Annotated in this window: 23 protein-coding genes and 2 pseudogenes; 19 read left to right on the forward strand and 6 right to left on the reverse strand. The window is 63.0% G+C overall.

The genetic code is table 11. The annotated features are described in order from the left end of the window. Entirely contained in the window at positions 1-1,347 is a 1,347-nt protein-coding gene (locus H7C86_RS14810; RefSeq protein WP_259349127.1) for an MFS transporter, read from the reverse strand. Between the two features lie 161 nt (positions 1,348-1,508). Here H7C86_RS14810 and H7C86_RS14815 point away from each other — a divergent pair, with 161 nt between their 5' ends. The 4 genes from H7C86_RS14815 to H7C86_RS14830 all read left to right on the forward strand — a co-directional run bounded on the left by H7C86_RS14815 (position 1,509) and on the right by H7C86_RS14830 (position 5,738). Beyond that, entirely contained in the window at positions 1,509-2,075 is a 567-nt protein-coding gene (locus H7C86_RS14815) for a TetR/AcrR family transcriptional regulator (RefSeq protein ID WP_020909849.1), read from the forward strand. 87 nt (positions 2,076-2,162) lie between these two features. Beyond that, positions 2,163-2,786 carry a TetR/AcrR family transcriptional regulator gene (locus H7C86_RS14820; protein ID WP_182261746.1) on the forward strand — a complete coding sequence of 208 codons (624 nt, stop codon included), beginning with the start codon at positions 2,163-2,165 and terminating at the stop codon, positions 2,784-2,786. Then, positions 2,770-4,407 (forward strand): acyl-CoA dehydrogenase family protein, encoded by a 1,638-nt coding sequence (locus H7C86_RS14825; RefSeq protein WP_080909383.1) that lies wholly within the window; start codon positions 2,770-2,772, stop codon positions 4,405-4,407. Before H7C86_RS14820 ends, H7C86_RS14825 begins: the two co-directional genes overlap by 17 nt. Before the next feature lie 23 nt (positions 4,408-4,430). Further along, positions 4,431-5,738 carry an MFS transporter gene (locus tag H7C86_RS14830; RefSeq protein WP_182261747.1) on the forward strand — a complete coding sequence of 436 codons (1,308 nt, stop codon included), beginning with the start codon at positions 4,431-4,433 and terminating at the stop codon, positions 5,736-5,738. On the opposite strand, the gene H7C86_RS14835 is transcribed toward H7C86_RS14830, so the two are convergent. Then, positions 5,722-7,173 (reverse strand): CCA tRNA nucleotidyltransferase, encoded by a 1,452-nt coding sequence (locus H7C86_RS14835; RefSeq protein WP_029256806.1) that lies wholly within the window; start codon positions 7,171-7,173, stop codon positions 5,722-5,724. The two genes, H7C86_RS14830 and H7C86_RS14835, sit on opposite strands and share 17 nt — an antisense overlap. A gap of 111 nt (positions 7,174-7,284) precedes the next feature. Here H7C86_RS14835 and H7C86_RS14840 point away from each other — a divergent pair, with 111 nt between their 5' ends. The 4 genes and pseudogenes from H7C86_RS14840 to H7C86_RS37235 all read left to right on the forward strand — a co-directional run. Then, positions 7,285-7,872 carry an NUDIX hydrolase gene (locus H7C86_RS14840; protein WP_019746192.1) on the forward strand — a complete coding sequence of 196 codons (588 nt, stop codon included), beginning with the start codon at positions 7,285-7,287 and terminating at the stop codon, positions 7,870-7,872. Next, entirely contained in the window at positions 7,869-10,223 is a 2,355-nt protein-coding gene (locus tag H7C86_RS14845; protein ID WP_020909854.1) for a DUF6049 family protein, read from the forward strand. The genes H7C86_RS14840 and H7C86_RS14845 overlap by 4 nt, the downstream gene beginning before the upstream one ends. After that, positions 10,220-14,215: a lipid II flippase MurJ gene (locus tag H7C86_RS14850; protein ID WP_182261748.1), complete on the forward strand. Its 3,996-nt coding sequence runs from the start codon at positions 10,220-10,222 to the stop codon at positions 14,213-14,215. The genes H7C86_RS14845 and H7C86_RS14850 overlap by 4 nt, the downstream gene beginning before the upstream one ends. 140 nt (positions 14,216-14,355) lie before the next feature. Next, positions 14,356-14,577, forward strand: a pseudogene (locus H7C86_RS37235) (sigma factor); the annotation flags it as partial. Positions 14,578-14,594: 17 nt separating this feature from the next. On the opposite strand, the gene H7C86_RS14860 reads toward H7C86_RS37235, so the two are convergent. Beyond that, positions 14,595-15,791, reverse strand: a complete 1,197-nt coding sequence (locus H7C86_RS14860; protein WP_220463460.1) for a tyrosine-type recombinase/integrase — start codon at positions 15,789-15,791, stop codon at positions 14,595-14,597. Then, positions 15,772-16,368 carry a helix-turn-helix transcriptional regulator gene (locus tag H7C86_RS14865; protein WP_182261750.1) on the reverse strand — a complete coding sequence of 199 codons (597 nt, stop codon included), beginning with the start codon at positions 16,366-16,368 and terminating at the stop codon, positions 15,772-15,774. Before H7C86_RS14865 ends, H7C86_RS14860 begins: the two co-directional genes overlap by 20 nt. 97 nt (positions 16,369-16,465) lie before the next feature. Here H7C86_RS14865 and H7C86_RS14870 point away from each other — a divergent pair, with 97 nt between their 5' ends. The 8 genes from H7C86_RS14870 to H7C86_RS14905 all read left to right on the forward strand — a co-directional run bounded on the left by H7C86_RS14870 (position 16,466) and on the right by H7C86_RS14905 (position 21,731). Further along, a complete protein-coding gene (locus H7C86_RS14870) occupies positions 16,466-16,696 on the forward strand; it encodes an AlpA family transcriptional regulator (RefSeq protein WP_220463461.1) in 231 nt (76 codons plus the stop codon). A gap of 95 nt (positions 16,697-16,791) precedes the next feature. Further along, positions 16,792-17,103, forward strand: a complete 312-nt coding sequence (locus H7C86_RS14875; RefSeq protein ID WP_182261751.1) for a hypothetical protein — start codon at positions 16,792-16,794, stop codon at positions 17,101-17,103. A gap of 843 nt (positions 17,104-17,946) precedes the next feature. Beyond that, positions 17,947-18,108, forward strand: a complete 162-nt coding sequence (locus H7C86_RS14880) for a hypothetical protein (RefSeq protein WP_182261752.1) — start codon at positions 17,947-17,949, stop codon at positions 18,106-18,108. After that, positions 18,105-18,404, forward strand: a complete 300-nt coding sequence (locus H7C86_RS14885) for a WhiB family transcriptional regulator (protein WP_182261753.1) — start codon at positions 18,105-18,107, stop codon at positions 18,402-18,404. The genes H7C86_RS14880 and H7C86_RS14885 overlap by 4 nt, the downstream gene beginning before the upstream one ends. Beyond that, a complete protein-coding gene (locus tag H7C86_RS14890) occupies positions 18,401-19,078 on the forward strand; it encodes a hypothetical protein (RefSeq protein ID WP_182261754.1) in 678 nt (225 codons plus the stop codon). The genes H7C86_RS14885 and H7C86_RS14890 overlap by 4 nt, the downstream gene beginning before the upstream one ends. Before the next feature lie 117 nt (positions 19,079-19,195). Further along, entirely contained in the window at positions 19,196-19,444 is a 249-nt protein-coding gene (locus tag H7C86_RS14895; protein WP_182261755.1) for a hypothetical protein, read from the forward strand. Positions 19,445-19,725: 281 nt separating this feature from the next. Continuing rightward, a complete protein-coding gene (locus H7C86_RS14900; protein WP_182261756.1) occupies positions 19,726-20,967 on the forward strand; it encodes a phage major capsid protein in 1,242 nt (413 codons plus the stop codon). A gap of 371 nt (positions 20,968-21,338) precedes the next feature. Next, the gene (locus H7C86_RS14905) at positions 21,339-21,731 is read left to right on the forward strand and encodes a hypothetical protein (protein ID WP_182261757.1); all 393 of its coding nucleotides are present in this window, start codon (positions 21,339-21,341) and stop codon (positions 21,729-21,731) included. 9 nt (positions 21,732-21,740) lie between these two features. On the opposite strand, the gene H7C86_RS14910 is transcribed toward H7C86_RS14905, so the two are convergent. After that, positions 21,741-22,340, reverse strand: coding sequence for a hypothetical protein (locus H7C86_RS14910; protein ID WP_182261758.1), 600 nt, complete (start codon positions 22,338-22,340; stop codon positions 21,741-21,743). Between the two features lie 185 nt (positions 22,341-22,525). On the opposite strand from H7C86_RS14910, the pseudogene H7C86_RS14915 reads away from it, so the two are divergent. Together H7C86_RS14915 and H7C86_RS14920 are read left to right on the forward strand one after the other, a co-directional pair. Next, positions 22,526-22,852 (forward strand): annotated as a pseudogene (locus tag H7C86_RS14915) (sigma-70 family RNA polymerase sigma factor); the annotation flags it as partial. Positions 22,853-22,905: 53 nt separating this feature from the next. Further along, positions 22,906-23,622 carry a hypothetical protein gene (locus tag H7C86_RS14920; RefSeq protein WP_182261759.1) on the forward strand — a complete coding sequence of 239 codons (717 nt, stop codon included), beginning with the start codon at positions 22,906-22,908 and terminating at the stop codon, positions 23,620-23,622. 9 nt (positions 23,623-23,631) lie between these two features. Here the strand turns inward: H7C86_RS14920 and H7C86_RS14925 are convergent, their stop codons facing one another. Then, positions 23,632-24,198 (reverse strand): helix-turn-helix domain-containing protein, encoded by a 567-nt coding sequence (locus H7C86_RS14925; RefSeq protein ID WP_020909857.1) that lies wholly within the window; start codon positions 24,196-24,198, stop codon positions 23,632-23,634. Between the two features lie 98 nt (positions 24,199-24,296). Here H7C86_RS14925 and nox point away from each other — a divergent pair, with 98 nt between their 5' ends. Continuing rightward, the gene (nox, locus tag H7C86_RS14930) at positions 24,297-25,508 is read left to right on the forward strand and encodes a 4,4'-dithiodibutanoate disulfide reductase (protein WP_182261760.1); all 1,212 of its coding nucleotides are present in this window, start codon (positions 24,297-24,299) and stop codon (positions 25,506-25,508) included. Positions 25,509-25,722 lie beyond the last annotated feature (214 nt).

A 25,722-nucleotide genomic window follows, 5' to 3' on the forward strand; every position in this document is an offset into this window, starting at 1 on the left:
TCAGATCTGCGTGAGATAGCGTCGACTGAGAGCGACGATGGCCACGAAACACGCTGCAACGAAGATCATCCCGATGCGTGCCCCACCAACGGAGTTCGACGCACTCAGAGCGATGCCCAGGGCCGCGACGCCGATCGCCATGCCCGTTTGACGGGAGGTATTCAGTACCCCCGAGGCAAGTCCGGCGAACGATTTGTCGATCACTGCCATGGCCGCTCCATTGCAGCTGGGGCCGAACACACCACACCCGAGACCGACGAGGGCGGTCCCCGCCATCACCACAGGCCAGGTATCGCTGTCCCCGATCGCGGTGCACAGGAGCGCGCCGATCGCAGCAGTGGAAGCACCGACAGTCAGGAGCCAGCACATACCGCGACCTGCCCACACGCGATTGAGGACCAGCGTTCCGAACGTCCACAACACTGCAAACGGCAGAAAGAACAGTCCTGTCCGCAGCGCTGAAGAGCCCCAGTAGGACTGGATGAATATCGCGAGCATGAATTGCATGCCGTAAGCCCCGAATTGGAAGGCGAATCCGTTCGCTATGGATGCAGAGAACGCCGGCTTACGGAAGATCGACAGCGGCAGAACCGGATGCCGGGTCCGGCCCTCGACGACGAAGAACCCGACGAGCGCTGGCACACATCCGAGTAGCAACGCCAGCGCCAACGGATCACCCCACCCGCGGGAGCCGCCTTCGATCAAACCGGCTACCAGGAGGGCAAGTCCGGCGATGCCGAGGACCTGCCCGGGAACGTCATAGGATTCCGCATCGCGCGTCGCGGTTTCACGGACATGCCGCCAGCACAGCCAGAGGGCTATTACGCCGATGGGAACATTGACGAAGAAGATCGAGCGCCAACCGATGAACTCGGTGAGCAAGCCTCCTCCGATCGGTCCTGCGACCAATGCGATTCCGCCCGTTGCTCCCCAAATCGTGATTGCCTTGGCACGCGCGATCGGATCCGGATAGGTGCGTGCAATGATCGCCAGTGTCGTTGGAAGAAGTCCGGCAGCAGCGATACCCTGCAGGCAACGAAATGCCGCCAGCACAACCAGGTTCGGGCTGATGGCGCACAACAGAGAAGCCGCCGTGAAGCCGCCCAACGACCACAGGTAGACACTGCGAGAACCGACTCGGTCCGCCAGAACTCCCGCTGTGAGCAACAGGCTGGCCAGAGGAATCGTGTAGATGTTCACCAACCATTGCAACGCGGCAATGGAGCCACCGATGTCGCGTTCGATTGCCGGTAACGCGATGTTGAGAGCGCTACCGTCCAACAGGATCATCAAGAATCCAAGACAAACCGCAGTCAGTGCCAGCGCCTGAACACTTGAATCACTCACTGGTGCAGCATTTTTCGTTTCGTCAGACACTGAGTCGCCGACCGAGCTGTCAGCAGAGATGTTGCTCGTACCCATAGGAGGCCCCCGTCTCCGGAATTTCTGTACCTGCAAGTACAACAGCTTTCACAGAGACTGTACATACCCATAGGTACAATGTCTTCATGGGTAGCGCGGAACGGCTGATCGCAAGCATGCAAGAACTGTTGTGGGAGCGTGGCTACTCCGGAACCAGCCCACGCGCCGTACAGGAAATGGCTGACGTCGGGCAAGGCAGCATGTACCACCACTTCCAAGGGAAAGCGGACCTGGCGGTCGCCGCGGAACATCTCATGGGACGCGAACTGCAAACGCAAATCAACGAGCGACTCAGCTCCGGCCAGACGACCGTCGACAAGATCGCCGCCTTCCTCACGATCGACGAACACGTCCTCCGAGGGTGTCGGCTCGGGAGATTGGTCCAAGACACTGAGGTCGCATCCAACGACGAGTTGCGAGCACCGATCCAGACCATGTTCGTGTGGATTCAACAGAACATTGCGTCCACACTCGAAGACGGGCGCAGCAACGGTGAAATCCGTCCCGATGCGAACATCGAAGCTCTCGCCGCCACCATTCTCGCAGTGCGGCAAGGTGCTTACGTCCTCGCTCGTGCTGCCCAATCCGAAGAACCGTTTCGAAAGGCGGCCGACGGGCTGATCGAAATGCTCACCCACGGAGTTTGCGTGTAAAAGTTCAACGATGCACCAGTAGCCGCGTCGCCGTTCTGCGCCAGTCAACTCTTGACGCAAGAACGGAACGGGTGTTCACTTCTTCACATGGCCTATCGCCGCACTCCGGCAGTACAAGAAAGACTGGACGCCCAACGCGCCCGACTGCTCGAGGCCGCCACGTCGGCAGTGGCAACCCACGGTTATGCGGGGTGTTCCATCGCCGCGGTGGCCAAGAACGCCGGCGTCGCCACCGGGACGCTGTATCGAAATTTCGACGGCAAGGGTGAATTGTTCGCCGAAGTGTTCCAATCAGTCTGCAGCCGTGAGGTATCCGCGGCCCGGGACGCCGGAGACAATGCCCGAAGTCTGGAAGGCAACCACCGCTCCGCGGTATCGGCGTCGGTTCGCACCTTCGCCGAACGTGCCATGCGTGCACCGGTTCTCGCCTATGCACTGCTGGTGGAACCGGTGGATCCACTCGTCGACGAACAGCGACTCATGTTTCGCGAATCGTTCCGCGATTGCCTGGCCACCGCAATCCGCTCGGCAGTCGACACCGGTGAGATACCGTCGCAGGACGCCACTCTGACGGCAGCGTGCATCGTCGGGGCAATCGGCGAGGCCCTGATCCTTCCGCTGCGCGGCGGCACCACGGATCCCACTGCGATCGACGCCATCCTCGCCTTCACCCTTCGATCGTTAGGGAGTTTCGATGACACCCACGCATGAAGTCACCAATCAGGTTCCGCCCCTGATCGATTACGACGCAGCCGAATACGCGCCGATCCTCGAGGCACTACACCGCGAGGGAGCTTCGGACGCAGCCGAAGAGGTTCATCGCGTCGGGGTCCGCGCCGGCAGCGCGCAAGCTCAGGAGTGGGGCGACCTGGCCGAGGAGCACCCACCTGTCCTGAGAACCCACGACCGCTACGGCAACCGCATCGACGAGGTCCGCTACGACCCTGCCTATCACCGACTCATGAGCACCGCAGTGGAATTGGGACTGCACGGCGCTCCGTGGGCTGACCCGAATCCACACGCACACCTCGTCCGCGCCGCGAAGATGGCCGTGTGGGGTCAAACCGACGCCGGCCACGGCTGCCCCATCTCCATGACGTACGCCGTGATCCCAGCGCTGCGGCACAACGCGGATCTTGCCGCTCAGTACGAACCCCTCCTGACCACCCGCCACTACGATTCGGCGCTGAAAGCTCCCCTCACCAAACCCGGATTGATCGCCGGAATGTCGATGACGGAAAAACAGGGCGGTTCGGACGTGCGTGCCGGAACCACAAGGGCAGTGCCACAATCCGACGGTAGCTATCTCCTGACAGGCCACAAGTGGTTCACCTCCGCACCGATGTCGGACGTGTTCCTCGTCCTCGCCCAGGCGCCGGGCGGTCTGTCGTGCTTCTTCCTTCCTCGGGTCCTGCCAGACGGCTCGCTCAACAACATGTACCTGCAGCGTCTGAAGGACAAGTTGGGAAATCATTCCAACGCGAGCAGCGAGGTCGAATACCGCGACGCTCTCGCGTGGATGGTGGGCGAGGAAGGCCGGGGCGTGCGCACCATCATCGAGATGGTCAACATGACCAGGTTGGACTGCACGATCGGCACGGCCACCGGCATGCGCGTCGGCACGCTGCAGGCAGTTCACCATGCGAATCATCGAAGTGCGTTCGGCGCCAACCTGATCGACCAACCTTTGATGCGCAATGTTCTCGCAGATCTGGCGGTGGAATCGGAAGCGTCGACTACCGTCGCGATGTGGCTGGCCGCGCTGACCGACCGCGCAACGTCGGGCGATGCCCACGCGGGCGCACTACGACGCATTTCATTGGCCGTGAGCAAGTACTTCGTCTGCAAGCGCGGACCGATCCACGCTGCCGAGGCACTCGAGTGTCTGGGCGGAAACGGATACGTGGAGGAATCCCGGATGCCGCGCCTCTATCGCGAGGCTCCGCTGCTCTCGGTGTGGGAAGGGTCGGGCAACGTCGCGGCGCTCGACACACTGCGGGCGATGGCGAAGCAACCCGAAACGCTGCAGGTGTTCTTCGACGAACTGAAACAAGCGAGTGGCGTGGACGCCCGCTTCGATCAGGCAGTGCGGGATCTCGAGGCGGCATTCGGCGATTTCGACGACATCGAATACCGGGCGCGAAAGATCGTCGGTGACATGGCACTCGCACTGCAAGCCTCGCTGCTGCTCCGCTACGGGCACCCCGCGGTGGCGGACGCGTTCTGCGCGAGTCGGCTCGGAAATAGCTGGGGGAGCGTGTTCGGAACCCTGCCGAGGGGGATCGACATCGCGCCGATCCTCGAGCGGGCCACCGTCAAAATCGGCGCCTGACCCACCCACTACAGTTTCCGCTTATGAACCGAGCCTCGAACCGCCGCGAGGCCTGGCAGCGCGTACTGCACACCCTGCGTGAATCACCCGGCCTGGGAAGGCTGGCGCTCGTCCGCTTTTCCAGCCAGTTCGGCGACGGAATGTTCCAGGCCGCGCTCGGCGGCGCAATCCTCTTCAACCCGGAACGCGAAACCGATCCGGTGGCGATAGCGGCCGGCTTTGCCGTACTGCTCCTTCCCTATTCGGTGATCGGCCCCTTTGCCGGCGCTCTGCTGGATCGTTGGGACCGCCGCCTGGTGCTCCTGTGGGCGAGCGTGCTCCGCGGGCTCTTCATCCTGACCACCGCGGTGCTGCTGGTCGCCGGCGGCGGTGACACTCTGTTGTTGACGTGTGCGCTTGCTGCGATCGGGGTCAGCCGCTTTGTCGGGGCAGGCGTATCCGCATCCCTGCCGAAGGTCGTCCGACAATCGTGGCTGGTGGCAACCAATTCCGTTCTCACAACGGCTGGTTCGGTGGTAGCCGCTCTTGGTGCTTCGGCAGCGGTGGCGATCATCGGCGTGATCGGCGCGGGGGATCGAGCGTCAGGCGCCGCCGTGGCCATCGCAGCACTGGGATCGGTGATCGCAGCCCTCGCCGCGGCCAGGTTCACCGCCCGCTCACTTGGTCCAGTGGCCGACGAAGTGACTCGTGCCAGCGCCGTCCGTTCGGTAACGACCGGACTGCGCACCGGGGCAACCGCTGTCTGGGAGGCGCCTGGCGTCACCACGGCAATGATCGGGATCGGAGCGCACCGCATCTGCTTCGGCATCAACACCCTCATCATGGTGCTGGTCCTACGCGACACCTCGAACGGCTCCCAATTACCTGGAGGGATGGCCGGATTCGGCGTCGCCGTCGGCGCAACGGCCATCGGAATGCTGATCGCGGCATTGATCACACCGTTCCTCATCCCGCGGATCGGTCGCTCACGGACGATCACGTACGCCCTGGTGTGCGCGGTGGCCGTCCAGCTCGTCTTCGTGACCACCCTGACGCAGGGATCGCTGCTGATCGCCGCCTTCCTGCTCGGCATCGCCGGGCAGTCCGTGAAACTCAGCGGCGACGCGGCCATGCAGATCGACATCGACGACGACCGTCGTGGCCAGGTATTCGCCTTGCAGGACACCGTGTTCAACGTCGCGTTCATCGGTGCGATCGCGGCAGCGTCGACGGTGATCGCACCCGACGGCAAGAGCGTCGGCCTGGCCCTTGCCGGCGCGGGTGTCTATGCCGCCGGATTGTCAGCGGTGCTGATCAACCGCAAGAAACGAGAAACTAACCCTGCTGGGTAGCCCACCACTTCAGCAGTTCGGCTTCGGCCTCGTCACGTTCGAGCGGGCCGCGATCCAGACGTAGTTCCTTGAGGAACGTCCATGCCTTGCCCACCTGCGGGCCGGCCGGGATGCCGAGCAGTTCCATGATGGCGTTGCCGTCGAGGTCCGGACGCACGCGAGCGAGGTCTTCCTGCTCCGCGATGCGCGCAATCCGCTCTTCGATGTCGTCGTACGTGGCCTGCAACTGCGCGGCGCGGCGCTTGTTACGCGTGGTGCAGTCGGCCCGGACGAGCTTGTGCAGCCGGGGGAGCAGCTCGCCCGCGTCGGTGACGTACCGCCGCACCGCGGAGTCGGTCCACTGCCCCTTGCCGTAGCCGTGAAAACGCAAGTGCAGGAACACGAGTTGCGAAACGTCGTCGACCATCTGCTTCGAGAATTTCAAGGCACGCATGCGCTTGCGCACCAGCTTGGCGCCAACCACCTCGTGGTGGTGGAAGCTGACGCCGCCGCCCGGTTCGTTGCGCTTGGTGTCCGGCTTGCCGATGTCGTGAAGCAGTGCAGCCCAACGCAATACGAGATCGGGATCGCCTTCTTCGAGGTCGATCGCCTGCTGGAGCACGGTGAGGGAGTGCTGGTAGACGTCCTTGTGTTGGTGATGCTCGTCGATCTCGAGCTTCATCTGCGGAACCTCGGGCAGCACGTATGCAGCCAGTCCGGAGTCGACCATCATGTTGATGCCGTCCACCGGGTACATGCCCAGCATCATTTTGTTCAGCTCCACCTGCACACGCTCGGCGGTGATCCGCTCGATCTGCGACGCCATCTCCTTGATGGCCTCGAAAACACGATTGTTCAACGTGAAACCAAGCTGCGAGACGAACCTGGCTGCGCGCAGCATCCGCAGCGGATCGTCGTTGAACGAGTTCTCCGGCGCCGACGGCGTATCGAGTTCTCCGGCCAGCAGGGCGTCCATGCCGTTCAGCGGATCGACAAACGTGTAGGAACCGTCCGCGCCGATCTTCATCGCCATCGCGTTGACGGTGAAATCGCGGCGCACCAGATCGTCGGCCAACGTCGTTCCGTACTCGACTATCGGATTACGTGAGACACGGTCGTAAGCGTCGGCCCGGAAGGTCGTGATCTCGATCTCCTGGCCGTGCTTGATGGCGCTGATGGTCCCGAACTCGATGCCGGTGTCCCACTGCTTGTCCACCCAGCCCTTGAGCAGAGCCTGAACCTTCTCCGGCCTGGCGTCCGTCGTGAAGTCCAGATCGCCACTGAAGCGGCCCAGGATCGCGTCGCGAACACTGCCACCCACCAGGAACAGCTCGTGACCGGCCTCGGCAAAACGCTCACCGAGCGGGTTCAACACGTCGGACAACGTGCCGAGCGTTGCAGTGGCGTCGGCAAGCAGTCGTAGGCGGCGATCAGCGTCGGAGGTAGGGACAGTCACGTGAAAGGAGCTTACTTAAGGTGCGCAAATAGCAGAACGCGCATACGAACGCGATAGACCGCTTTGCGCGGGTTACCGGGCAACGCTGCAAGGCCAACTAGTATCGATGAGGTGTCTGGTGCCGAACGAACAAACAGGAGTCGCCGCAACCCGCGGCGTCGACCTGCCGTCGGCAACCCCGATAAACCTTTGATGCGAACCGTCCGTGAAACGTCTGCGGGCGGCTTGGTCGTCGACGGCTGGGGCGGACCTCCCGAACGCCTCTGCGCTGCACTGATCGGCCGAACCGACCGCCGCGGACGCCTGCTCTGGTCGCTACCCAAGGGCCATATCGAGCAAGGTGAGACGGCCGAACAGACCGCAATGCGTGAGGTCGAAGAAGAAACCGGTATCCAGGGAACCGTCCTGGCACCGCTGGGCAGCATCGACTACTGGTTCGTGACCGAAGGTCGACGCGTCCACAAGACCGTGCACCACTATCTCCTCCGCTTTCTCGGCGGTGAACTCTCCGACGAGGACATCGAGGTCACCGAAGTCGCCTGGGTGCCGCTGACGGAACTGCACAAGCGACTCGCATACGCCGACGAGCGCAAGCTGGCCGAACTTGCATCGCAGATGATCGCCGAAATGCCGCGACCTGAAATGCACCGACCTGAAATCCCGCGAGTACAGCACCCGAAGGAACCGGACGCCGGATGAGAATGGCTCTGCGGCGGGCCGGTGTGGCCGCTTTGGTGATGGCCGCTGTCGGTTTCGGGCCCGCGACGACGGCCGTCTCCTGGGCCGCTCCGTCCAGCCAGCCCAGTGAGCGTGCACCGGCGCGAAACACCAACGATGCCAAATTTCTGCAGCTGACCATCGACTCCACCGCACCGACCACCGTGACGACAACCAGCGACCGCAACGTCGTGGTCAAGGGCACGGTGAAGAACGTCGGTGACCGTCCCGTCGAGGACGTCGGAGTGAGGCTGCAACGCGCTCCCGCGATCGACTCCAGTTCCGACGTGCGCGCAGCACTCGATTTCGACCAGGCTGTTTTCGACACGGTCGGCGAATTCGACACCGTTGCCACCACCCTCGACACCGGCCAGTCCAAGCAGTTCACACTCACCTTGCCGCTCCGGAGCACAACCGGGTTGTCTCTCGACATCACCGAACCGGGCGTCTACCCGATGCTCGTCAACGTGAACGGCACCCCGGAATACGGCGGGGCCGCCCGACTCGACGACGCACGCTTCCTGCTCCCAGTGCTCGGTGTGCCGGCCGCGGCCGAATCGAACGCCACATCCGGAACACCCAGTTCGTCCGCGACGGCCGTCGTTCCCCCCGACACGTCCGCCCCGATCGGCGTCACGCTCATGTGGCCGCTGGCCGACGCGCCACGACTCGTCGGCGGAATCCCGGGCGCGGTCAACGAGCCCGTGCGCCTGATCGACGACGAACTTGCCACCGAACTTTCCGACGGCGGGCGCCTGGACGCGTTGGTCGATGCGGTGGAGAACGCCACCAAGCCCGAGAGCGATACCGATCGCCGCGTCACGGATGCGCTCTGCCTGGCAATCGACCCCGACCTTCTGATCACCGTCGAGAACATGACTCGCGGATACCTCGTGGCCGACAACTCGTCAGATCCCACCGGACCGTCGCACGAAGGCCGTGGCAGCGACGCCGCCAACCAATGGCTCGGCCGGGTGAAGACCCTCGCCTCCTCGATGTGCACTACGGCGGTTCCGTTCGCCCAGGCCGATCTCGCCGCAGTCACCTCGGTGGCCAATCCGGAGTTGACGGCTACCGCGCTCGCACGCCCGGCAGACATCGTCGACAACATCCTCGGCGTGACGTCACTGCGAGATTTCGTCTGGCCGGATTCGGGTGTCCTCGACTCGGCCACCGCAGAGGTGCTGAGCGTGAATCCCACCACAGCGATGGTGGCTGACACCTCCGTCGACTCGGCAGCCCCGCAACTGTCGTCGCGGATAACCGGCTCACTCGACGCGCTTGCGTTCGACACTTCGGCAGCCGCAGCCTTGGCCGCCACCGGCTCGGAGCCGCAGGTCCCGTCGTACATCCCCGACGACACCGCGCCGACCATCGACATCGAATCGCGCAGCGCCCGGCGCCAGGACGCGCTGGGAGCGATGGCGTGGGCCGCGCTGACGCCGACTTCTCTGCCGCGCAATCAGATCTTCGCGCCGCCGCAACTGTGGACCGCGGACAGCAACGACGCCACCGCCGTGCTCTCGATGCTCGCGACCCTCATTCGCTCCGGTCTCGCCTCACCTCAGGCCCTGCCCGCACTACTCGGCAGACAACCGGGGGCCACTGACGCCGCCACGCTCGACTACCCGGACCGAGCCACCCAGGACGGTCCGCAGACGTCCGTCGTCGAGACCGCAACCACCCAACTTCCGCGTATCGACGGGCTCGAAGCATCGCTCGTGGACGATCCGGCGGCTTCGCTCACCCCCCGAGGATTCACGGCACCGCTCCGCGAAGATCTACTTCGCTCGATGACCTTGGCGGATCGCCGCAACGTCGACTCCGCATCGGTCAATCGGGCGGAGCGCGCTGCGACCATCCGCGCCGACAACGTCACCGAAGCCGTCGACGGGATGTACCGGGCCGTCAGCGTGGTGTCTCCGGGCGGCGTCTACACCCTCGCGTCGGGGCAGAGCCCGCTCCTGCTGGTGGCGCGCAACGAGCTGCCCATCGCCATCAACGTCGACCTGCGTGTGGAAGCCCCTCCCGAGATGCAGATCAGTGACATCGGTCCCAAACAGCTGCCACCGCGAGGTAGCCGACAGTTGACTGTGCCCGCCGAAATGAACGATTCTCGCAAGCTGGAAGTCAACTTCTCGCTGACCACGACAGATGGCCGCCAATTGGGTACGCCGACCAGCGTGACCGTACGGTCGAATGCGTACGGTCGTCCCCTGGCCGCCGTGACGGCGACAGCGGGAGGGTTGCTGCTGTTCCTGGCAGGGCGACGGCTGTGGCATCGATTCAAGGGTCAGCCGGACCCAGCAGATGAAGGGTACGAACGCTCATGACCGGGAATCCACCCGAGGAGGGTCGCCGCTCGGCGATCACCCGCAAGAGTGCCACGACCCGTTCGCATCCTCGGATGCCACCGTGGGAGCGCGGCTACCCGATTCAGCCGGTCAACCCCGACGCACGTTTCGACGACGCACCCACCATGACCATCCCGGTGATCCGCGACTATCCCAGATATCGCGAAGCCGAGATGGAATTCGCCGATCGGCAGGCGACAAAGTCGGACGAGTTCGATACCGACGCGCACGCCCTGGTCGGTGATCGTAAGGAGACGAACTCCCGCCTCCTCGCGGCGACGGGTTCCATCGCGATCGCGACGCTGACGAGCCGCATCACGGGATTCGCCAAGCAGTTGATGATCCTGATGGTCCTCGGCCCGGCCATCGCCAGTTCGTTCACCGTGGCCAGCCAGATCCCGAACATGATCGCGGAGCTCGTCTTGGGCGCCGTTCTGACCGCGATCGTCGTCCCAGTGCTGGTCCGCGCCGAGCGGGAGGACGCCGATCACGGCGAAGCATTTGTCCGACGCCTCTTCACGGCGTCGCTCGTCCTACTGGGCATGGCCGCGCTACTCGCGACCCTGGCAGCACCCGTACTCACCAAATACGTCTTCCTGTCCGAAGACGGCAAGGTCAGCACCGACCTGACCACGGCGCTGTCGTATCTACTTCTGCCGGCGATCCTGTTCTACGGGCTGTCGGCACTGTTCACAGCGTTTCTGAACACCAGGCAGATCTTCAAGCCCGGAGCCTGGGCTCCTGTACTCAACAACGTCGTCGTCCTCGTGGTGCTCGTGGTCTACCGCCTGACTCCGGGCGAGATCTCGCTTGATCCGGTCTCGATGGGCGACGCCAAGCTGCTCACCCTCGGCATCGGCATCACCATCGGCGTCATCGTGCAGGCAGCCAGCCTGATCCCCGCGCTTCGCCGCGAGAAGATCTCGCTCAAGCCGCTGTGGGGTCTCGACGATCGCCTGCGCCAGTTCGGCGGCATGGCCGTCGCCATCGTCTTGTACGTCCTGATCAGCCAGATGGGCATGATCTTCGCGACCAAGATTTCCTCACATGCCGACGAAGCCGGCCCTGCCATCTACAGCCAGGCCTGGTTGCTCCTGCAGCTCCCGTACGGCGTGCTCGGAGTGACGGTTCTGACCGCGATCATGCCGCGCCTGAGCCGCAACGCTGCGGCCGACGACACCCCGGCCGTCGTGGACGATCTGTCGGTCGCGACACGTCTGACCATGATCACGCTGGTTCCGATCATCATGTTCCTGACCTTCATGGGTCCGCAGGTCGGTGAAGCGCTCTACGGTTACGGCCGCTTCGGACCCGAACAGGCCGAACGTCTCGGCACTGCCGTGAGCTGGTCGGCATTCACGTTGATTCCGTACGCGCTGGTCCTGATCCAACTTCGTGTGTTCTACGCCCGCGAACAAGCCTGGACGCCGACGTGGATCGTTCTCGGCATCACTGCAGTGAAGATCGCTTTCTCGGCGCTCGCTCCGGTCTTCGCCTCCAACAGCGATCAGGTCGTGATCCTGCTCGGTGCGGCCAACGGTCTCGGATACATCACCGGCGCCGTCATCGGCGGATACCTCCTGCACCGCAGCCTCGGAAACCTGCAGATGGCCAACGTGGGCAAGACAGTCTGGTCCGTCGTACTCGCCTCGCTGGCCGGTTCGCTGACCATGCTCGCGGTCGACCGCGTCCTCGGATTCGATCAACTCACCGAGCGTTTCGGCGGACCCGGCTCGATGGTTCGCGTCGCCGTCGGCGGCATCCTGATGCTCGCGATCACCTTCACGATTCTCTACTTCAAGAAGGTTCCGGAAGTTCTGTCGGTAACGGTTGCGGTCTCCCGCAAGATTCGTTCACTGACAGGTCGCGCCGAACCGGACACACGTAACAACACCGACGACGACGTCACCGAGCTGATTCCTGCAATCAGAACGGAATCAAACGAGCAAGAACGACCGGGTGCGCTCCCGTACCCTGGTCATGGGCGTACAGGATCGCAACCCGCGCGTATTCGGGGACGGGCTATCGATGGAGAAGGAGCGAGGGTGAGCGACGACAACGTTTCCGGCAACAAGAGTGCCGGGACTTCTGCCGTGAAAGCGTCCGAACAGAAGTCAACGGCATCGTCGGGCACACCTGCATCCACGAGTTCCTCCGCATCTGCCGGCCAGAAGCCACAGCAGGGTCAGAGGCCACAGCAGCCCGCGCAGCGGCCGGTCCAGAAGCCACAGCAGGGCCAGAAGCCACAGCCGCCGGTGCAGAAGGCCGCACCGCCGGTGCCTCCGGTCAGTGTGTCGAAGACACCTTCGGCTCCCGTGTCGAAGACACCCGCGTCGAAGACGCCTGCTTCGGACAAGAAGGCACCCGAACCTCAGAAGACGGCTGCAGCTCAGACACCGCCGCCCGCTGCGCCTCGCACACCTGCCGCCGGATCCGCAGCACGACCGGCCCAGCGACCGATGCCCCGTGGACCCAAGCTCATCCCGGGCGCCTCTGTCGCCGGCGGACGCTACCGTCTGCTCGCGCCGCACGGCGGAACCCGCGGACTGCAGTTCTGGGAAGCTCTCGACGTCAAGCTCGACCGTGAAGTAGCCCTGACGTTCGTCGACGCCGATCAGCGCGGTGACGACGACAGCCAGTCCGGACCGCAGGCGGTTCTCTCGCGCACACTGCGCCTGGGAAGGATCAACTCGCCCGGTCTGGCTCGCGTCCTCGACGTCGTCCGCGGAAGTTCGGGCGGCATCGTCGTCGCCGAATGGACTCCCGGCCGCTCGCTGCGTGAGATGGCCGAGACCACGCCGTCACCGATCGGTGCAGCCCGCGCCATCCGCGCCCTCGCGGCCGCTGCCGAAGCTGCTCACCGCACCGGCGGCGCGCTGTCCATCGATCACCCGGACCGCGTTCGCATCAGCATCAACGGTGACGCCGTACTGGCGTTCCCGGCGACGCTTGCCGACGCCGATTCCACCAGCGACGTCCGCGGTCTCGGCGCCATGCTGTACTCGCTCATCACGGCGCGCTGGCCGCTCGCCGATCCGTCCGCCGGTCCCGTCGGTGGTTTGCTTCCCGCCGGCCGCGGCGCCGACGGCAACATCGTCGAACCTCGGGTCGTCCGTCCGGAGGTCCCGTTCGACATCTCGGCCGTGGCAGTTCGAGCGTTGCAGTCGGAGAGTGGAATCCGCACTGCTGCCACCGTGCAGCACATTCTCGATCAGGCGTCCGTCGTCAACGACAAGACGGAAATGATTCCGGCACTTCGTCTCGGCCACCGCGAACAGGGAGCGTCGGGTCACGCACTGAACGACCCCGAAGCCATCGAGGCCGAGAAGAAGAAGTCGACGCGGATGCTCGCGGCACTGACGGCGCTCGGTGTCTTCACCGTGATCGTCCTGATTCTCCTTGTGGTGTGGGTAGCGAGCTTCCTCTCGGGCGGCAGTAACGACACCCCGCTCAGCGAGCAGAGTTTCGGCCTGACTACCGAAGCTACTGCGCCCGAGAACAATTCACCTGCCCCCGCACCGGCGGCGGCAACGGTGCCGGTAGCCGCCTCGGCCGTAACGGTGTTCTCACCCCAGGGCACGCCTGATCAGCCCGCAACGGCGAAGAACGCCATCGACGGCAATCCGGCCACCGCATGGTCGTCGGACTCGTACTTCCAGCCCTTCCCGTCCCTGAAGAACGGCGTCGGCCTGATGGTGACGCTCGCCGATGCGGCCAACCTGAAAAACATTGCGATCACGTCCGATTCGCCCGGAACCGTCGTTGAAATCCGTTCTGCCCCTTCTGCGAACACTTCGCTGGATCAGACCAAGGAAATCGGATCCGGTGTACTGAAGAACGGTGTGACCGACATTCCGCTCTCGTCGGACGGCTCGGGTCAGTATGTCCTGGTTTGGATTACGCAGCTCAGCACCGAATCCGGACAAAACCAGACATCCATCTCGGAGATTGCATTCACTGCTGCAAAGTGATCGCCCTTGGCCCTTCTGAAACCTACCGACTGGGCTAATATCCGCCCGTGCACAGTTATCGGGGGGGCACCGGGGGCGGAGCCGGAAATTTCGAATCCAGAAGTTTCGAGAACAAGAATCTCGAGGCGACGGATTTCGAATTGTTGACCGCTCATGTCGCGGGCGATCGACACGCGTTCCGTGAACTACTGGTCCGGCATCAGGATCATCTGTGGCACGTTGCCCGGCGAACGAGTTACTCGGACGAGGACGCGGCAGACGCACTCCAGGAGGGTCTGTTGTCCGCGCACCGCAAGGCGGCGAAGTTCCGCGGGGATGCGGCGGTGCGTAGTTGGCTCCACACCATCGTGGTCAACGCCTGGAATGCCAGGTCAGAAGCTCAGGAGAGGCCTTCGGTACGCAGAGGGTACGCAGTAGATCCAAGCGCCTCATCGAGAAGACTGCTCGCGGCCTTGCGAGTGCGATCCTCAGCCTTCGGCCACAGGTGGCTGTACGTGTCCAACGTGACGGACGCAGACGAGTGCCCGAGAGCGCGCTGAACGGTCACCACGTCGCACCCTGCAGCAATCAGACCGGACGCGAAATAATGCCGCAGGGAGTGCAGCTTGACGTCCGTAATGCCTGCCGCAGCCTTCGCTTTGCGCCAACGCCCGCCGACCATGTTGTTTTCCATCGGGTTCCCGTTGAGCCCCTCGAACATCCAGCGCTGCGGGTCGTCGCCAGGGACGTGCAAGCGGATGTGCTCGGCCGCCATGTCGATGAGTTCTTTCGGTGCAGCTATCACTCGCTCGCTGCCGTACTTCGGAGGGCGAATCTCGACGACGCCACTGCGGATCCGCTGCGCCTGACGCTCGACGTGAATGTCTCGACGCAGGAAATCGAAGTCCGCTACCTGCAACGCGGATGCCTCGCCAGAGCGGAGGCCGGCGAAAGCGCACAGTGCGATGAATAGCGTGAATCGATTCTCTGCGCACAGGATTAGCTTGCCGACCTGCTCGCTGGTCGGAATCACCATTGCGGCCTCAGCGCGCCGAGTGCGGGGGAGTTTGACGCCCTGACTCGGGTCAGACGCGAGCGCCTTGTCGCGTATCGCTGCTTTGAGAATGGAGCGCACGGTCATCATCCGTGACTTGATCGTCGACGGCGCCAGAGGTTGATCCTGCATCTTCTTGACCCAGGCCTCGAAGTGGCTCGCCCGCAGGTCCGCCATCGCTACGTCACGGAACGGAACAGTCCGGTCGAGACGATCATTCTCGCGGCGTGTGTGATGCACCCAGACCTGACGCGGCGCCCACTCTGCATAGAAGCTGCCGAAGGTGATCTGACCGCGTACCGGGTCGATGTAGTTGCCGGTGACCTGGCTCGCCACGATGTCATCGAGCCACTTCTGAGCATCAACCTTGCGATCGAATCGCTTTGTCCGCTCACGACTCTCGTCATCGACGTACCTTGCACGCCAACGCTTTCCAGATCCATGCAATTTCGATTCGACCTTTTGCTCTTTGCCGTCGACACGAACCGTCTTCCACCATAGATCCTCGACGCCGGCGCGCCGGTTACGCCTCGGTGCTGCCACTGTCACCAACTCCTAGCTGAGAAACCAAGTGCTGCAGAACCATCAATGCACCCCGACGCTCCCACTCGAGTGGTGCCGCCAACAGGGCCGAGACAGGCTCGTCGCCGATTTGAAGTTCGCCATTCACTTCGGTCTGATCCCTAATCTCGTTCATCAGGGAGGTGAGAATCTCGTCGCGATCCACCGGATCGTCCAGGTAGTTCTGCATTCCCAGCGCCTCCGCCGAGTCCAGTAACAGAGCGACCATGCACTCGGCGGCCGTCTTGTATGAGGCCACCGTGTGAGCCACCAGGCCCGCATAGGAAAAACCGGCAGGGGCGTAGTTGAAGAGGTCGAAGCCAAGGAAGCGTGAGAGCGCAATCCCTTCACTCAGGCGAGCTTCTCGCTGATTGTTCTCAAGTCTCGTGACTGCCGTCGCATCCATTGGCACACCCAGTTCGGAGATCTTTGCCGCTAGTGCCCGCTGACTGAGGCCAAGTTTGTTCCTACCCAATCGAATTGCATCACCGAGCGTGCGGGGGATCTGACCGCTAGCCGTAGTTGGTGCCTGATTCGCCGCATCATCCGCTTGTTTCATAGGCGCAACACTAGTGCTTGACAGCAACAACAATCAATGCCAACATTCAGTTGTTGCAAAAATGAAGTTCTGTTGCATCAGAGAAACAGAGGGAGTCATGAACCGATCACACTTAGACGTGGCCGAACAGGCGGAGAAGTACCTGACCACCAAGCAGGTCAGTGAAATGACAGGCCTTCCACTCGGAACGCTCCGCTATTGGAGGCATGTCGGAGATGGCCCGGAGTCGATGGTCCTAGGCCGCAAGCGCGTGGTCTACCGGCTTTCAAAGCTGAACGAGTGGCTAGCCGTACAAGAGGACAACAACGTCCGTGGCGGTGTCGCGTAGTGCACGCCACCTCGAAAAAGAAGAACGCCCTCGACGCCGGCCAGGGCATCGAGGGCAATGAAACCCAGATCTCCACCACAGAGAAGGACTCAGCCGTGACTGTACCAACGATCCCCACCGCTGCAGAAGTTATCGCCGCCCTGACGCCCGGTACATGCAGGACGACGGTAGCCCTCGAAGCCGTAGTCGGCACCGACCGCGAAGCTGGGCAGGCGCTCGTCAGACTAGATCGATTCGACGAAGTTCTCGAAGACGGAACTGTTGCCATGGACCGCTGGCTTGTGAGCTTCCATCCCGCCGGTCTCGACTTCGCCGAGATTCCAGCGTCGGACATCCCCGTTCTCATCGACAAGTTGACCGAGATACATCGTGCGTGGCTTTACCTCGACCCGGCCAACCTCGCATGAGCATCACCGAAGGACTCCTGGCCGCGCTGCTCGTCGGTCAATCGATCGCCTGGCTCATCACCGACTACCGCCGATTCGACGTGGAGGACTAACCACTGTGACTGACTCGATGCGTTACGCGTGGCGCCGGATGGTGGTGCGCGACCCGCACCTCACCGACGCTTCACGACGCGTCTTGCTCGAGCTCGAATCGTATGCCGACCCTGACGGATTCAATGCCCGCCCTGGTCGCCAACTGATCGCCGAAAACCTACTAACCGATGCCGGACACGTCTCGGAGAAGACAGTCCGTCGCGCTCTCGAATCAGGAATCGAACTCGGTTTCATCGAGTGCACCACGAAGGGCAAACGGGGGCGAATGCGGAACTCTGCTGACGTGTATCGGCTGACATTCCCCACCGATTCTGACCCGCGATTGGTGGACACTCAGATGTCCACCAGTGACCACTCGACTAGTGGACTCTCAGATGTCCACCAATCGCCCTCGACTAGTGGACATTTGGAGACGACTAGTGGACATTTCGGCTCGAATGGTGGACATCTGGATGTCCACCCACCAGTTCATTACACCAGTCCACTTACACCAGATCCTTTGTCTCACCTAAGTAACGCGAGCGCGAGAACTTCGGTGGTCACCGAAAAACCGAAAGATGATTTCTTCGCCGGTGTCACGAATGCGGGCCGCTCCGCGCCCACCGCATCGGCGCCGCAATGTCATCTCTGCAATGGCACTGGCTACTTCGGGACGGTCGTCTGTGACCACAACCCTGATCGCATCAACACCGCGAGGCGAGGCAAGGCACTCGTAGACGCAGCGCTCGCCGCGAATCGAAAGGAAGGTTGATGAAAGACCGCTACGGCGACGACGCCGAACCACGCGACCACAACCCTGATTGTCGAAACGGATGGCTCGGTGCCGACCTCGACGGCCGGATGATCCCGTGCCTGACATGCAAGCCGCATCTACGCACCACCGTGCACACGAACGACTTCGGTATCCGATGACCAAAACCCGAGGGCGATCCTCGAAGTACGCACCTACGCCGATACCGCTCATCGCCACGCTCGTGGACGAACGCCTCACCGGCGCAGCCTGCCAAGGGATGGCACCACTGTTCGACGCCTACGTCGACCACGAGACCGTCGAACAACGCGAGTACCGACACCACCGCGCAAAAACGATCTGCCTCCGCTGCCCGGTCCGCGCCGAGTGCACCGTCGCAGCAACAGAACACGACGCGTCCGGAATCTGGAACCGACGCCTGCAGGAATCCACCACACGAACGAAGGACACCGCATGAACACCACACCGAACCACACCGCCGCCGACGCCCTCGCTTACGTCGCGAACATCGTCAAGAACCGCATCGACTGCGCCACCGACGCAATCGGCGGGAACATCCCGACCGAAGGTGTCAGTGCCACCGAGCTGCATGCCGGCAACGAGTGGGCCCTCGACTTCCTCAACGATCTGACCAAGGAAGTTCTCGACATCGCCCGGCCACACTGCGACGGACCCACGTACTCCGATGGCCGGCTGATCTGGTCGACGGTCACCACCGGCGACAACAGCACACTGACCCACTATTGGAATCCAGACCCGACCAAGGACACCCGCCGCGAGATCGTCTCGCCGTCGCGCGGAGGTCGAACCATCGTGACGCTGATCCCGCCCTCGACTGCCGAAGCTGTCTTCTACCCCGCTGACGACGACGGGAGCCTGCCTGACGATCCGGCCCATCCGACGCTCGACAACGCGCCGCGCTGGCTGATCACCGATGAAGTCACCGCCCTGTTGAGGCACGACGCTAGCGACGAATTCGTGAACGTCAGAGCAGCTGGCGTCTACACCGACGACGGAATCACCGGGGCCACGGTTGAACTCGGACCATGGTCGATGAGCCCTCTGGAAGCGAGGCAGCTCGGCGACTCACTGCGCAACCTCGCAGCCGCCGCAGACCCTCGACTCGCCTGACCAGGGAAAGGGGGTTCGGATCGCTACCGAGCCCCCTACTGCCTGACTCCCTTCGCTGGGCAGTCAGGCCTTCTCTCCCCGAAGTTTTTTTCCACCACAGCACCGGAAGGTGAACCCATGCCCGACCAGAACGCTCGACCGATGAACGACACCGACAAGACCCGCGCACTGCGCCTTGTCCTCGCTGCCGTACGCAAAGATCTGCACGCCGCGCAGGTCGTGTTCGGCGAACTCGACACCGGAGACGACGCTCTCAATCTCACGATGGCCGTGGCGGACATCGCATCCGTTGCGCTCAAAAAGGGGATCGGAACCGAAAACGCCGAGACTGCTTTGCTTTCCGATCTCCACACACTGCTAAGCTGATCGCGGAAGTTCAAGTGCTGCCAGGGGTGCAGGCAGAGCGGTAACCGTCCCCGAGGTTCGACCGATCATCGAACGCCCGGTGTGACCACGACCAGCTCGCCTGCACGCCAGCACAATCCACAAGACCCGGTGTCAGACCATCGGTACACGGAGAGCGTCAACCCGTCCGCCCCTGAGGTCACGTGAAAGAACGTGACGCCCAGCGAGGCCAGCGGTCAAGCCTTCCAATCCGCCCGTCTCCCAGGCGCACCCACATTCATTTCTGCCCAGGAGTACACACCATGAATCTCAAGGAAAAGCGCGCCGCTGCGCTCACCAAGGCCAACGCCATCGTCGACGGCGCAAAGGCTGCCGGTACCGAACTGAGCGCCGAACAGGCCGAAGCGGTACAGGTACTCATTGCCGAGATCGAAACCCTCGACGCAAGTATCGCGAAGGCGAACGATGCTGCCGCCATCCTCGGCAAACTCGACGCCATCGCCGACGAGAGCGCCGAAGCGGCAAGCGAGACCGGAAGCGCAGACGGTAAGGGATTCCTCAACGTGTCCGCCAAGTCGTTCGCCAAGCTCGGCCGCCGCGCCGCTCAAGGCATGATCGCAGGCGGACCCGACGACGACATCCTCGATTCCCATTTCGGCGCCAAGGGGCGCTCGCTCGCCCGACGTTCCTTCGGCACCAAAGCTCTTTTGCCGAGCGGTGAGACCGCGGTATCGGTCACGGTGTCCCCGAACATCGTCACCAACGCACGGCCTCTCTCCGAGCTGCTCGCCACGATCCCCGTCGTCAAGCAGTCCTCGCCGGTCTTCCGGTTCCTGCGCCAGACTGCGCGCACGAACAACGCGGCCGTCGTCAAATCCGGTGACACCAAGCCGACCTCGGTGTACGGGCTGACCCCCGTCGAGGGCGAACTGAAGGTCATCGCGCACCTGTCCGAAGGCATCGACAAGTACAGCCTCGAGGACGTGACCAACCTCGAACAGTTCGTCACCGACGAGATGATCTACGGTCTCTACCGCGCACTCGAGAATCAGGTTCTCAACGGCGTCGGTGAGGTCACCGGACCGCCCGCCAAGAACGAGCTGACCGGCCTGCTGAACACGTCCGGCATCCAGACGCAGGCGTTCGTGACGGACCTGCTGACCACGACCCGCAAGGCCGTGACCGCAGTCGAGAGCATCGGCCACACCGCTGGCACATTCGTTCTCAGCCCCGCCGATTGGGAAACCCTCGAGCTCGCCCGCACCGAAACGGCAGGCAGTCTCGAACTCGGCGGCCCGGTCGATCGCGCGAAGCGCACCCTCTGGGGAGTGAACATTGCGATCTGCACGGCACTGCCGGCCAAGACCGCAGTGCTGCTCGACCCGACCGCACTCGCCGTCGACACTGACGCGAACGTGGAACTCAAGTGGGACAGCTCGGGCGACAACTTCGACAAGAACCTGATGCGTGCCCGCGTCGAGTCCCGCTACCACCTGTCGGTGTACCAGCCGCTCGGTGTCGTGAAGATCGCCACCGCAGCCTGACCCAGGCCGCACAACGAAGCACCCCGGCTCAGAAACAAGTCGGGGTGCTTTGCTGTCAGGGCAGGGAGGGGGCTCGCAATCATGGCGATCGGGCTGGACGGACCACTTCCACCGGCGAGTGTGCCTCCCTCCCCCAAGAGGTAGGGGGGAGTCGTGCGCGCGCGTAGCACGACTCATCTTCTCCGCGCTGTCACAAAAAAGGCAGGCTGAAGGGTGTCAGTAGTGCCGACACCCTTTCCGGTGCGGTCACCGAAAAGGGCCGATTTCTGCACGCGACAATCGGTCTATCGGTCCGTATCTGCCTGTATTAGAAATACCCAATAGACGCCCACTCCGCTCCCGCTGTCGGTATCGGGACGTAAGGTGCGCCAATGGCTTCCTCAGACAACACAGACCTGATCCCGCTGAAGATTCTCCGTGTGCTTCCGCCCGACCCGAACGGCACGAGCGACGGTGCTTCCGGTTACACCGTACTTCTCGAACTCTCACGCAATGTGACTGAGTTTGAGCGCTCTGAAGCCCCGAGCGTTAGGCCAGGCCTGCGCGTCTACCGAAGCACACTCGAGCTGACGGGGGTAACTCTCGAGGCGGTGCAGGATCAGACCTCACAGCTCTCTGCCGCAGTGACGCGAATTGAGGAGGCGGGAAGGAAAGAGTCCGCGTTGGCTGACGCGCGTCGCGAAGGCCGACGCCGCGAGGAGCTCGCCCGCGCGAATGAAACAGAACGGCTAGCGAAGCTCGCCGCCGAAATCACGTTCGACTGACCTGGCGGGTCAGTCCAGAGTCCCGAGCTTTTTGATGGTGCGCCGGCCGCGGCTAGTGATCTGCGCGGCGATGGCGTCACCACCGATTCGAACATCGTCCGGGTGCTCGCGTGTGTGAGCCGCGACGGCTCTGGCAATTGCCAACAGATCATCGTCTGTGCCGTCTTCGTACGGGGTGAGTGTTTCGAGCACGGACATCGGTGGCGGTGGGCGGATCGCGATCCGGGGCGGCCGTTTCCGGTCAGGTAGGAATCCATCGCGGGATGACAGTTGCACGCGTGTCGATTTGCCGTTGCGGAAGCCAAAGACGAAGGCAGTTGTATGCCCGGGGTCATCGTCGATCCCATCCATTACGGCCGTCCATCGTTCCGGCAAGAGCCTTTCAGAGAACTGCACAACCTCGTCCACGGTCTTCAGTCCCGACGCAGCCACCATGTCGAGCCACGGTGCGATCACATCCTCGAGCCCCGTTCCGGCGATGATGAACCTTCCGTGCTCAGGCACTCGGTACTTAGTAGCGGTGAGGTCTGGACCGCCTGCAGAGGATGCGAGAGTGTCAGTCACGACAGTGATCGTGTGGCGCTTCAGGTGGTACATGAGCAAGGTCATGGAGTGAGCGTATTGAGAGCCGTCGACGAAACGACCGGTGGGCGCCTCTGCGGCCCTGGGTACGCAGAGGGTACGCAGTAGATCCGAAACAGGCCGAATCTCACCAACGGAAGAAACACACTTTTCCGCAGGTCAGAAGGCTGCCCCTATCTCGCCAATCCTCACCAACGTCCGAGAACGCGTGCGTGGTCAATGCCTGCCTTGACCGGATCCGACGCAACAAATCGCGGGCCGCGTTCTCTCTGTCTTCCGAGAATGCGGAGGAACCCCGTGATCACCGCGATTACGCGGCGGGCGTGGACATGAGCCTGACCGTCGAACAAGCGCTGGCATCGCTGCCCCCTGAGCAGCGCGCTGCCGTCGTCGCCGTCGATGTCGAGGGGTATCCGGTGGCCGAGGCCGCCGAGAGGTTGGGCGTGCCCGTAGGGACCGTGAAGAGTCGCTGCGCCCGCGCACGCAAGCGCCTCGCCGCCCAGTTGGAGGACTTTCGCGAGGGCGGGAACCATTCGTGAACCGGCCGCGTCCTATCTTGTAAGCGTCCACACCGACTGCCGAGGGAGGGTTCATGACAGATCCGTCTGTTCGCGTTCCGTCGCCTCCGTTTTCCGAGGACCTCTTGGCGGATCTTCACGCCGGGGTTCTCGATCCCGAAACCAGTGCAGCTCTGTGGCCGCTGGTACACGCAGACGCCGACGCCCATGCATTTGTCACTACTCTCGACAGCGTCACAGCATCACTCGCGACACTGAACTCGCGCGAGGCCTCTCACGAACGGATTCCGAATTCGCTTGCCGAGCGAATCAATTCGGCACTGGATTTACAGTCCGGTCAGGTCGAGCTGTCAGCAGAGACAACCGTCGTGCCGTTCCGGCGACGCCCACAAGCGTGGCTGCTCGGTGCCGCAGCAGCCGTGTTGGTGGCCTTCGTGATCGTTGTGGTCGGAACCCGAGATTCCGAACCTGCCGAAAGCGTTGTTGCTCAACCAAGCATACCGGTGACATCTGCTGTCGACGATCCGGATTCGGCGTCTCTGCTTTCACTCATCGGATCCAAAAACCTTGGACCGCTGGATGATCCGTCCAAGCTTGCCGGCTGCCTGAGCGCCAATGGCATCGACGAGGGCAGGCCGGTGCTCGGCTCGGGTGAGGTTCGCATCGACGGTGCACCTGCGGTAGTCCTACTCTTCGCGGGATCGCAGCCGCGTCAGATCACTGCACTCACCGTTGGGATCAACTGCAGCGACGGGAATCCGAATACGTTGTCGGTCAAGAACATCGGCTGACGTCGACGGTCAGCGCGGTGTTGCCGCCGGTAGCAGGAGCTCGAGGATTCTCCCGCGCAACGCATCCGTATCGTCCTCGACCGCTATCAGACTCGAAAACATCGCTGCTCCGGCCGCCAATACCAGCACGGCCTTGGCATCGAGCAGTGCCGATTCGGGATCTTCGGCGTTCTGAAGGAAGAGTTGCGTGCTCGGCCCACTGAAACCGCGCCACAATTCGTTGCGTAAGTCGTCATGGTCGCGCAGCGCAGCCAGCAGTCCCGGCGACGCGGCGCGAACCTCGGGCCGCGAGAACAGCTGAGCACTTCCCTCCACCACCCAACGGATCCAGCCGTCACGGTCGGTGCCCTCGAACGGTGTCAGGTCTGGTGTCGCACCCAGGATCGACCCGAGAACTAGATGTGCCTTCGACGGCCATCGTCGTGACATCGAGGCTCGGCTGACCCCTGCCCGTGCCGCGATCGCCCGGAGGCTGAGTTGCTCCCATCCGACCTCGAGGAGCATCGCTCGGGTGACCTCGAGGACTGTGTCGTCGATGCGTGGGTCTCGTGGGCGACCTGATCCTGTGGCGTTCATCGTGTCGAATTGTCGGACAGATTGGGAGTAGGCGCTATATCGTCGTAGTTACGAGTCCACTGGCATCGTAAAGATCAGGCCGCCGCAGGAAGTTGAAAATGACCACAGCGCCCACACCGTCGATATTCGAACCCGCACGTCTCGGCCCTCTGACCTTGCGCAACCGCATCGTCAAGGCTGCGACGTTCGAGGGCGTCATGCCGCGGGGAGCGGTCTCGGACGATCTGATCAACTTCCACGCCGAAGTCGCCCGGGGCGGGGCCGCGATGACCACCGTCGCCTACTGCGCGGTCTCACCAGGTGGACGAGTCCACCGCGACACCCTTGTCATGGACGAGCGCGCACTGCCGGGACTACGCAGACTGACCGACGCCGTCCACGCCGAAGGCGCGCTTGCCGCGGCGCAGATCGGCCACGCGGGACTGGTTGCCAACACGCTTTCCAACAAGACGAAGACTCTGGCGCCGTCGACCCGGCTGAGTCCGCCCGCAATGGGCCTCGTCAAAGGCGCGACACTTGCCGAACTCGACGATGTTGTCTCCGACTTCGAACGGACCGCCCGCGTCGCAGTGGACGCAGGATTCGACGCCATCGAGGTCCATCTCGGTCACAACTATCTACTCAGTTCGTTCATGAGCCCCAATCTGAACAAGCGCCACGACCGATACGGTGGCAGCGTCGCCAAGCGCGCCGAGTATCCGCGTCGAGTCATCGAAGCGGTGCGAGTGGCCGCTGGATCCAGCGTGGCGGTCACCGCGAAATTCAACATGTCCGATGGGGTGCCGAAAGGTCTGTGGCTCGACCAGAGCCTGCCGATCGCCCAGATCCTCGAAGCCGACGGCCACCTGGACGCGATGCAATTGACCGGTGGCAGTTCACTTCTCAACGGAATGTACTTCTTCCGCGGCGAGGTCCCACTGGCTGAGTTTGTCGCCTCCCAACCCAAACTCGTCGGGTACGGGCTGAAGTTCTACGGTCCCAAACTCTTTCCGACGTACCCGTTCGAGGAGGGTTTCTTCCTGCCCTTCGCCCGTCAGTTCCGACAGGCGCTGAGGATGCCACTGATCCTGCTCGGCGGCATCAACCGCGTCGACACCATCGAGCACGCACTGGATGAAGGATTCGAGTTCGTCGCCATGGCGCGCGCACTGCTCAGGGACCCACAACTGGTCAACAAATTTCAGGCCGAGAGCGTCGACGAGGGTCTGTGTATCCACTGCAACAAGTGCATGCCCACCATCTACACCGGCACGCGCTGTGTGGTTCGGGACGCGCTGGTGGTTCGGGAGGCACCGCGCCCCGCCCAGTGAGTCCCGCGCTGTGAGCTGCCGGCTGTGAGCCACTTTCCAGCGGAGTGCGGGAACAACACCCCTTATCCTGGTGTTGATCGGTACGGCTCTCCAAGAAGCGGAGGGTCTGCACTCACTATTGGAAGGCTCGCATGACCACCCAGCTGGAAACCACGCCCGCGGTCCATGACGTCATCATTGTCGGTTCCGGACCGGCCGGCTACACCGCTGGTGT

Source organism: Rhodococcus sp. UFZ-B548 (genome assembly GCF_903819475.1).
Taxonomy (GTDB): domain Bacteria; phylum Actinomycetota; class Actinomycetes; order Mycobacteriales; family Mycobacteriaceae; genus Rhodococcus_F; species Rhodococcus_F erythropolis.

Coding starts and splice junctions, on each gene's coding strand:
- H7C86_RS14815 (WP_020909849.1), top strand. CDS start 1,509: ATGGGTAGCGCGGAACGGCTGATCGCAAGCATGCAAGAACTGTTGTGG.
- H7C86_RS14820 (WP_182261746.1), top strand. CDS start 2,163: ATGGCCTATCGCCGCACTCCGGCAGTACAAGAAAGACTGGACGCCCAA.
- H7C86_RS14825 (WP_080909383.1), top strand. CDS start 2,770: ATGACACCCACGCATGAAGTCACCAATCAGGTTCCGCCCCTGATCGAT.
- H7C86_RS14830 (WP_182261747.1), top strand. CDS start 4,431: ATGAACCGAGCCTCGAACCGCCGCGAGGCCTGGCAGCGCGTACTGCAC.
- H7C86_RS14845 (WP_020909854.1), top strand. CDS start 7,869: ATGAGAATGGCTCTGCGGCGGGCCGGTGTGGCCGCTTTGGTGATGGCC.
- H7C86_RS14850 (WP_182261748.1), top strand. CDS start 10,220: ATGACCGGGAATCCACCCGAGGAGGGTCGCCGCTCGGCGATCACCCGC.
- H7C86_RS14865 (WP_182261750.1), bottom strand. CDS start 16,368: ATGAAACAAGCGGATGATGCGGCGAATCAGGCACCAACTACGGCTAGC.
- H7C86_RS14870 (WP_220463461.1), top strand. CDS start 16,466: ATGAACCGATCACACTTAGACGTGGCCGAACAGGCGGAGAAGTACCTG.
- H7C86_RS14880 (WP_182261752.1), top strand. CDS start 17,947: ATGAAAGACCGCTACGGCGACGACGCCGAACCACGCGACCACAACCCT.
- H7C86_RS14885 (WP_182261753.1), top strand. CDS start 18,105: ATGACCAAAACCCGAGGGCGATCCTCGAAGTACGCACCTACGCCGATA.
- H7C86_RS14890 (WP_182261754.1), top strand. CDS start 18,401: ATGAACACCACACCGAACCACACCGCCGCCGACGCCCTCGCTTACGTC.
- H7C86_RS14895 (WP_182261755.1), top strand. CDS start 19,196: ATGCCCGACCAGAACGCTCGACCGATGAACGACACCGACAAGACCCGC.
- H7C86_RS14900 (WP_182261756.1), top strand. CDS start 19,726: ATGAATCTCAAGGAAAAGCGCGCCGCTGCGCTCACCAAGGCCAACGCC.
- H7C86_RS14905 (WP_182261757.1), top strand. CDS start 21,339: ATGGCTTCCTCAGACAACACAGACCTGATCCCGCTGAAGATTCTCCGT.
- H7C86_RS14910 (WP_182261758.1), bottom strand. CDS start 22,340: ATGACCTTGCTCATGTACCACCTGAAGCGCCACACGATCACTGTCGTG.
- H7C86_RS14920 (WP_182261759.1), top strand. CDS start 22,906: ATGACAGATCCGTCTGTTCGCGTTCCGTCGCCTCCGTTTTCCGAGGAC.
- H7C86_RS14925 (WP_020909857.1), bottom strand. CDS start 24,198: ATGAACGCCACAGGATCAGGTCGCCCACGAGACCCACGCATCGACGAC.
- nox (WP_182261760.1), top strand. CDS start 24,297: ATGACCACAGCGCCCACACCGTCGATATTCGAACCCGCACGTCTCGGC.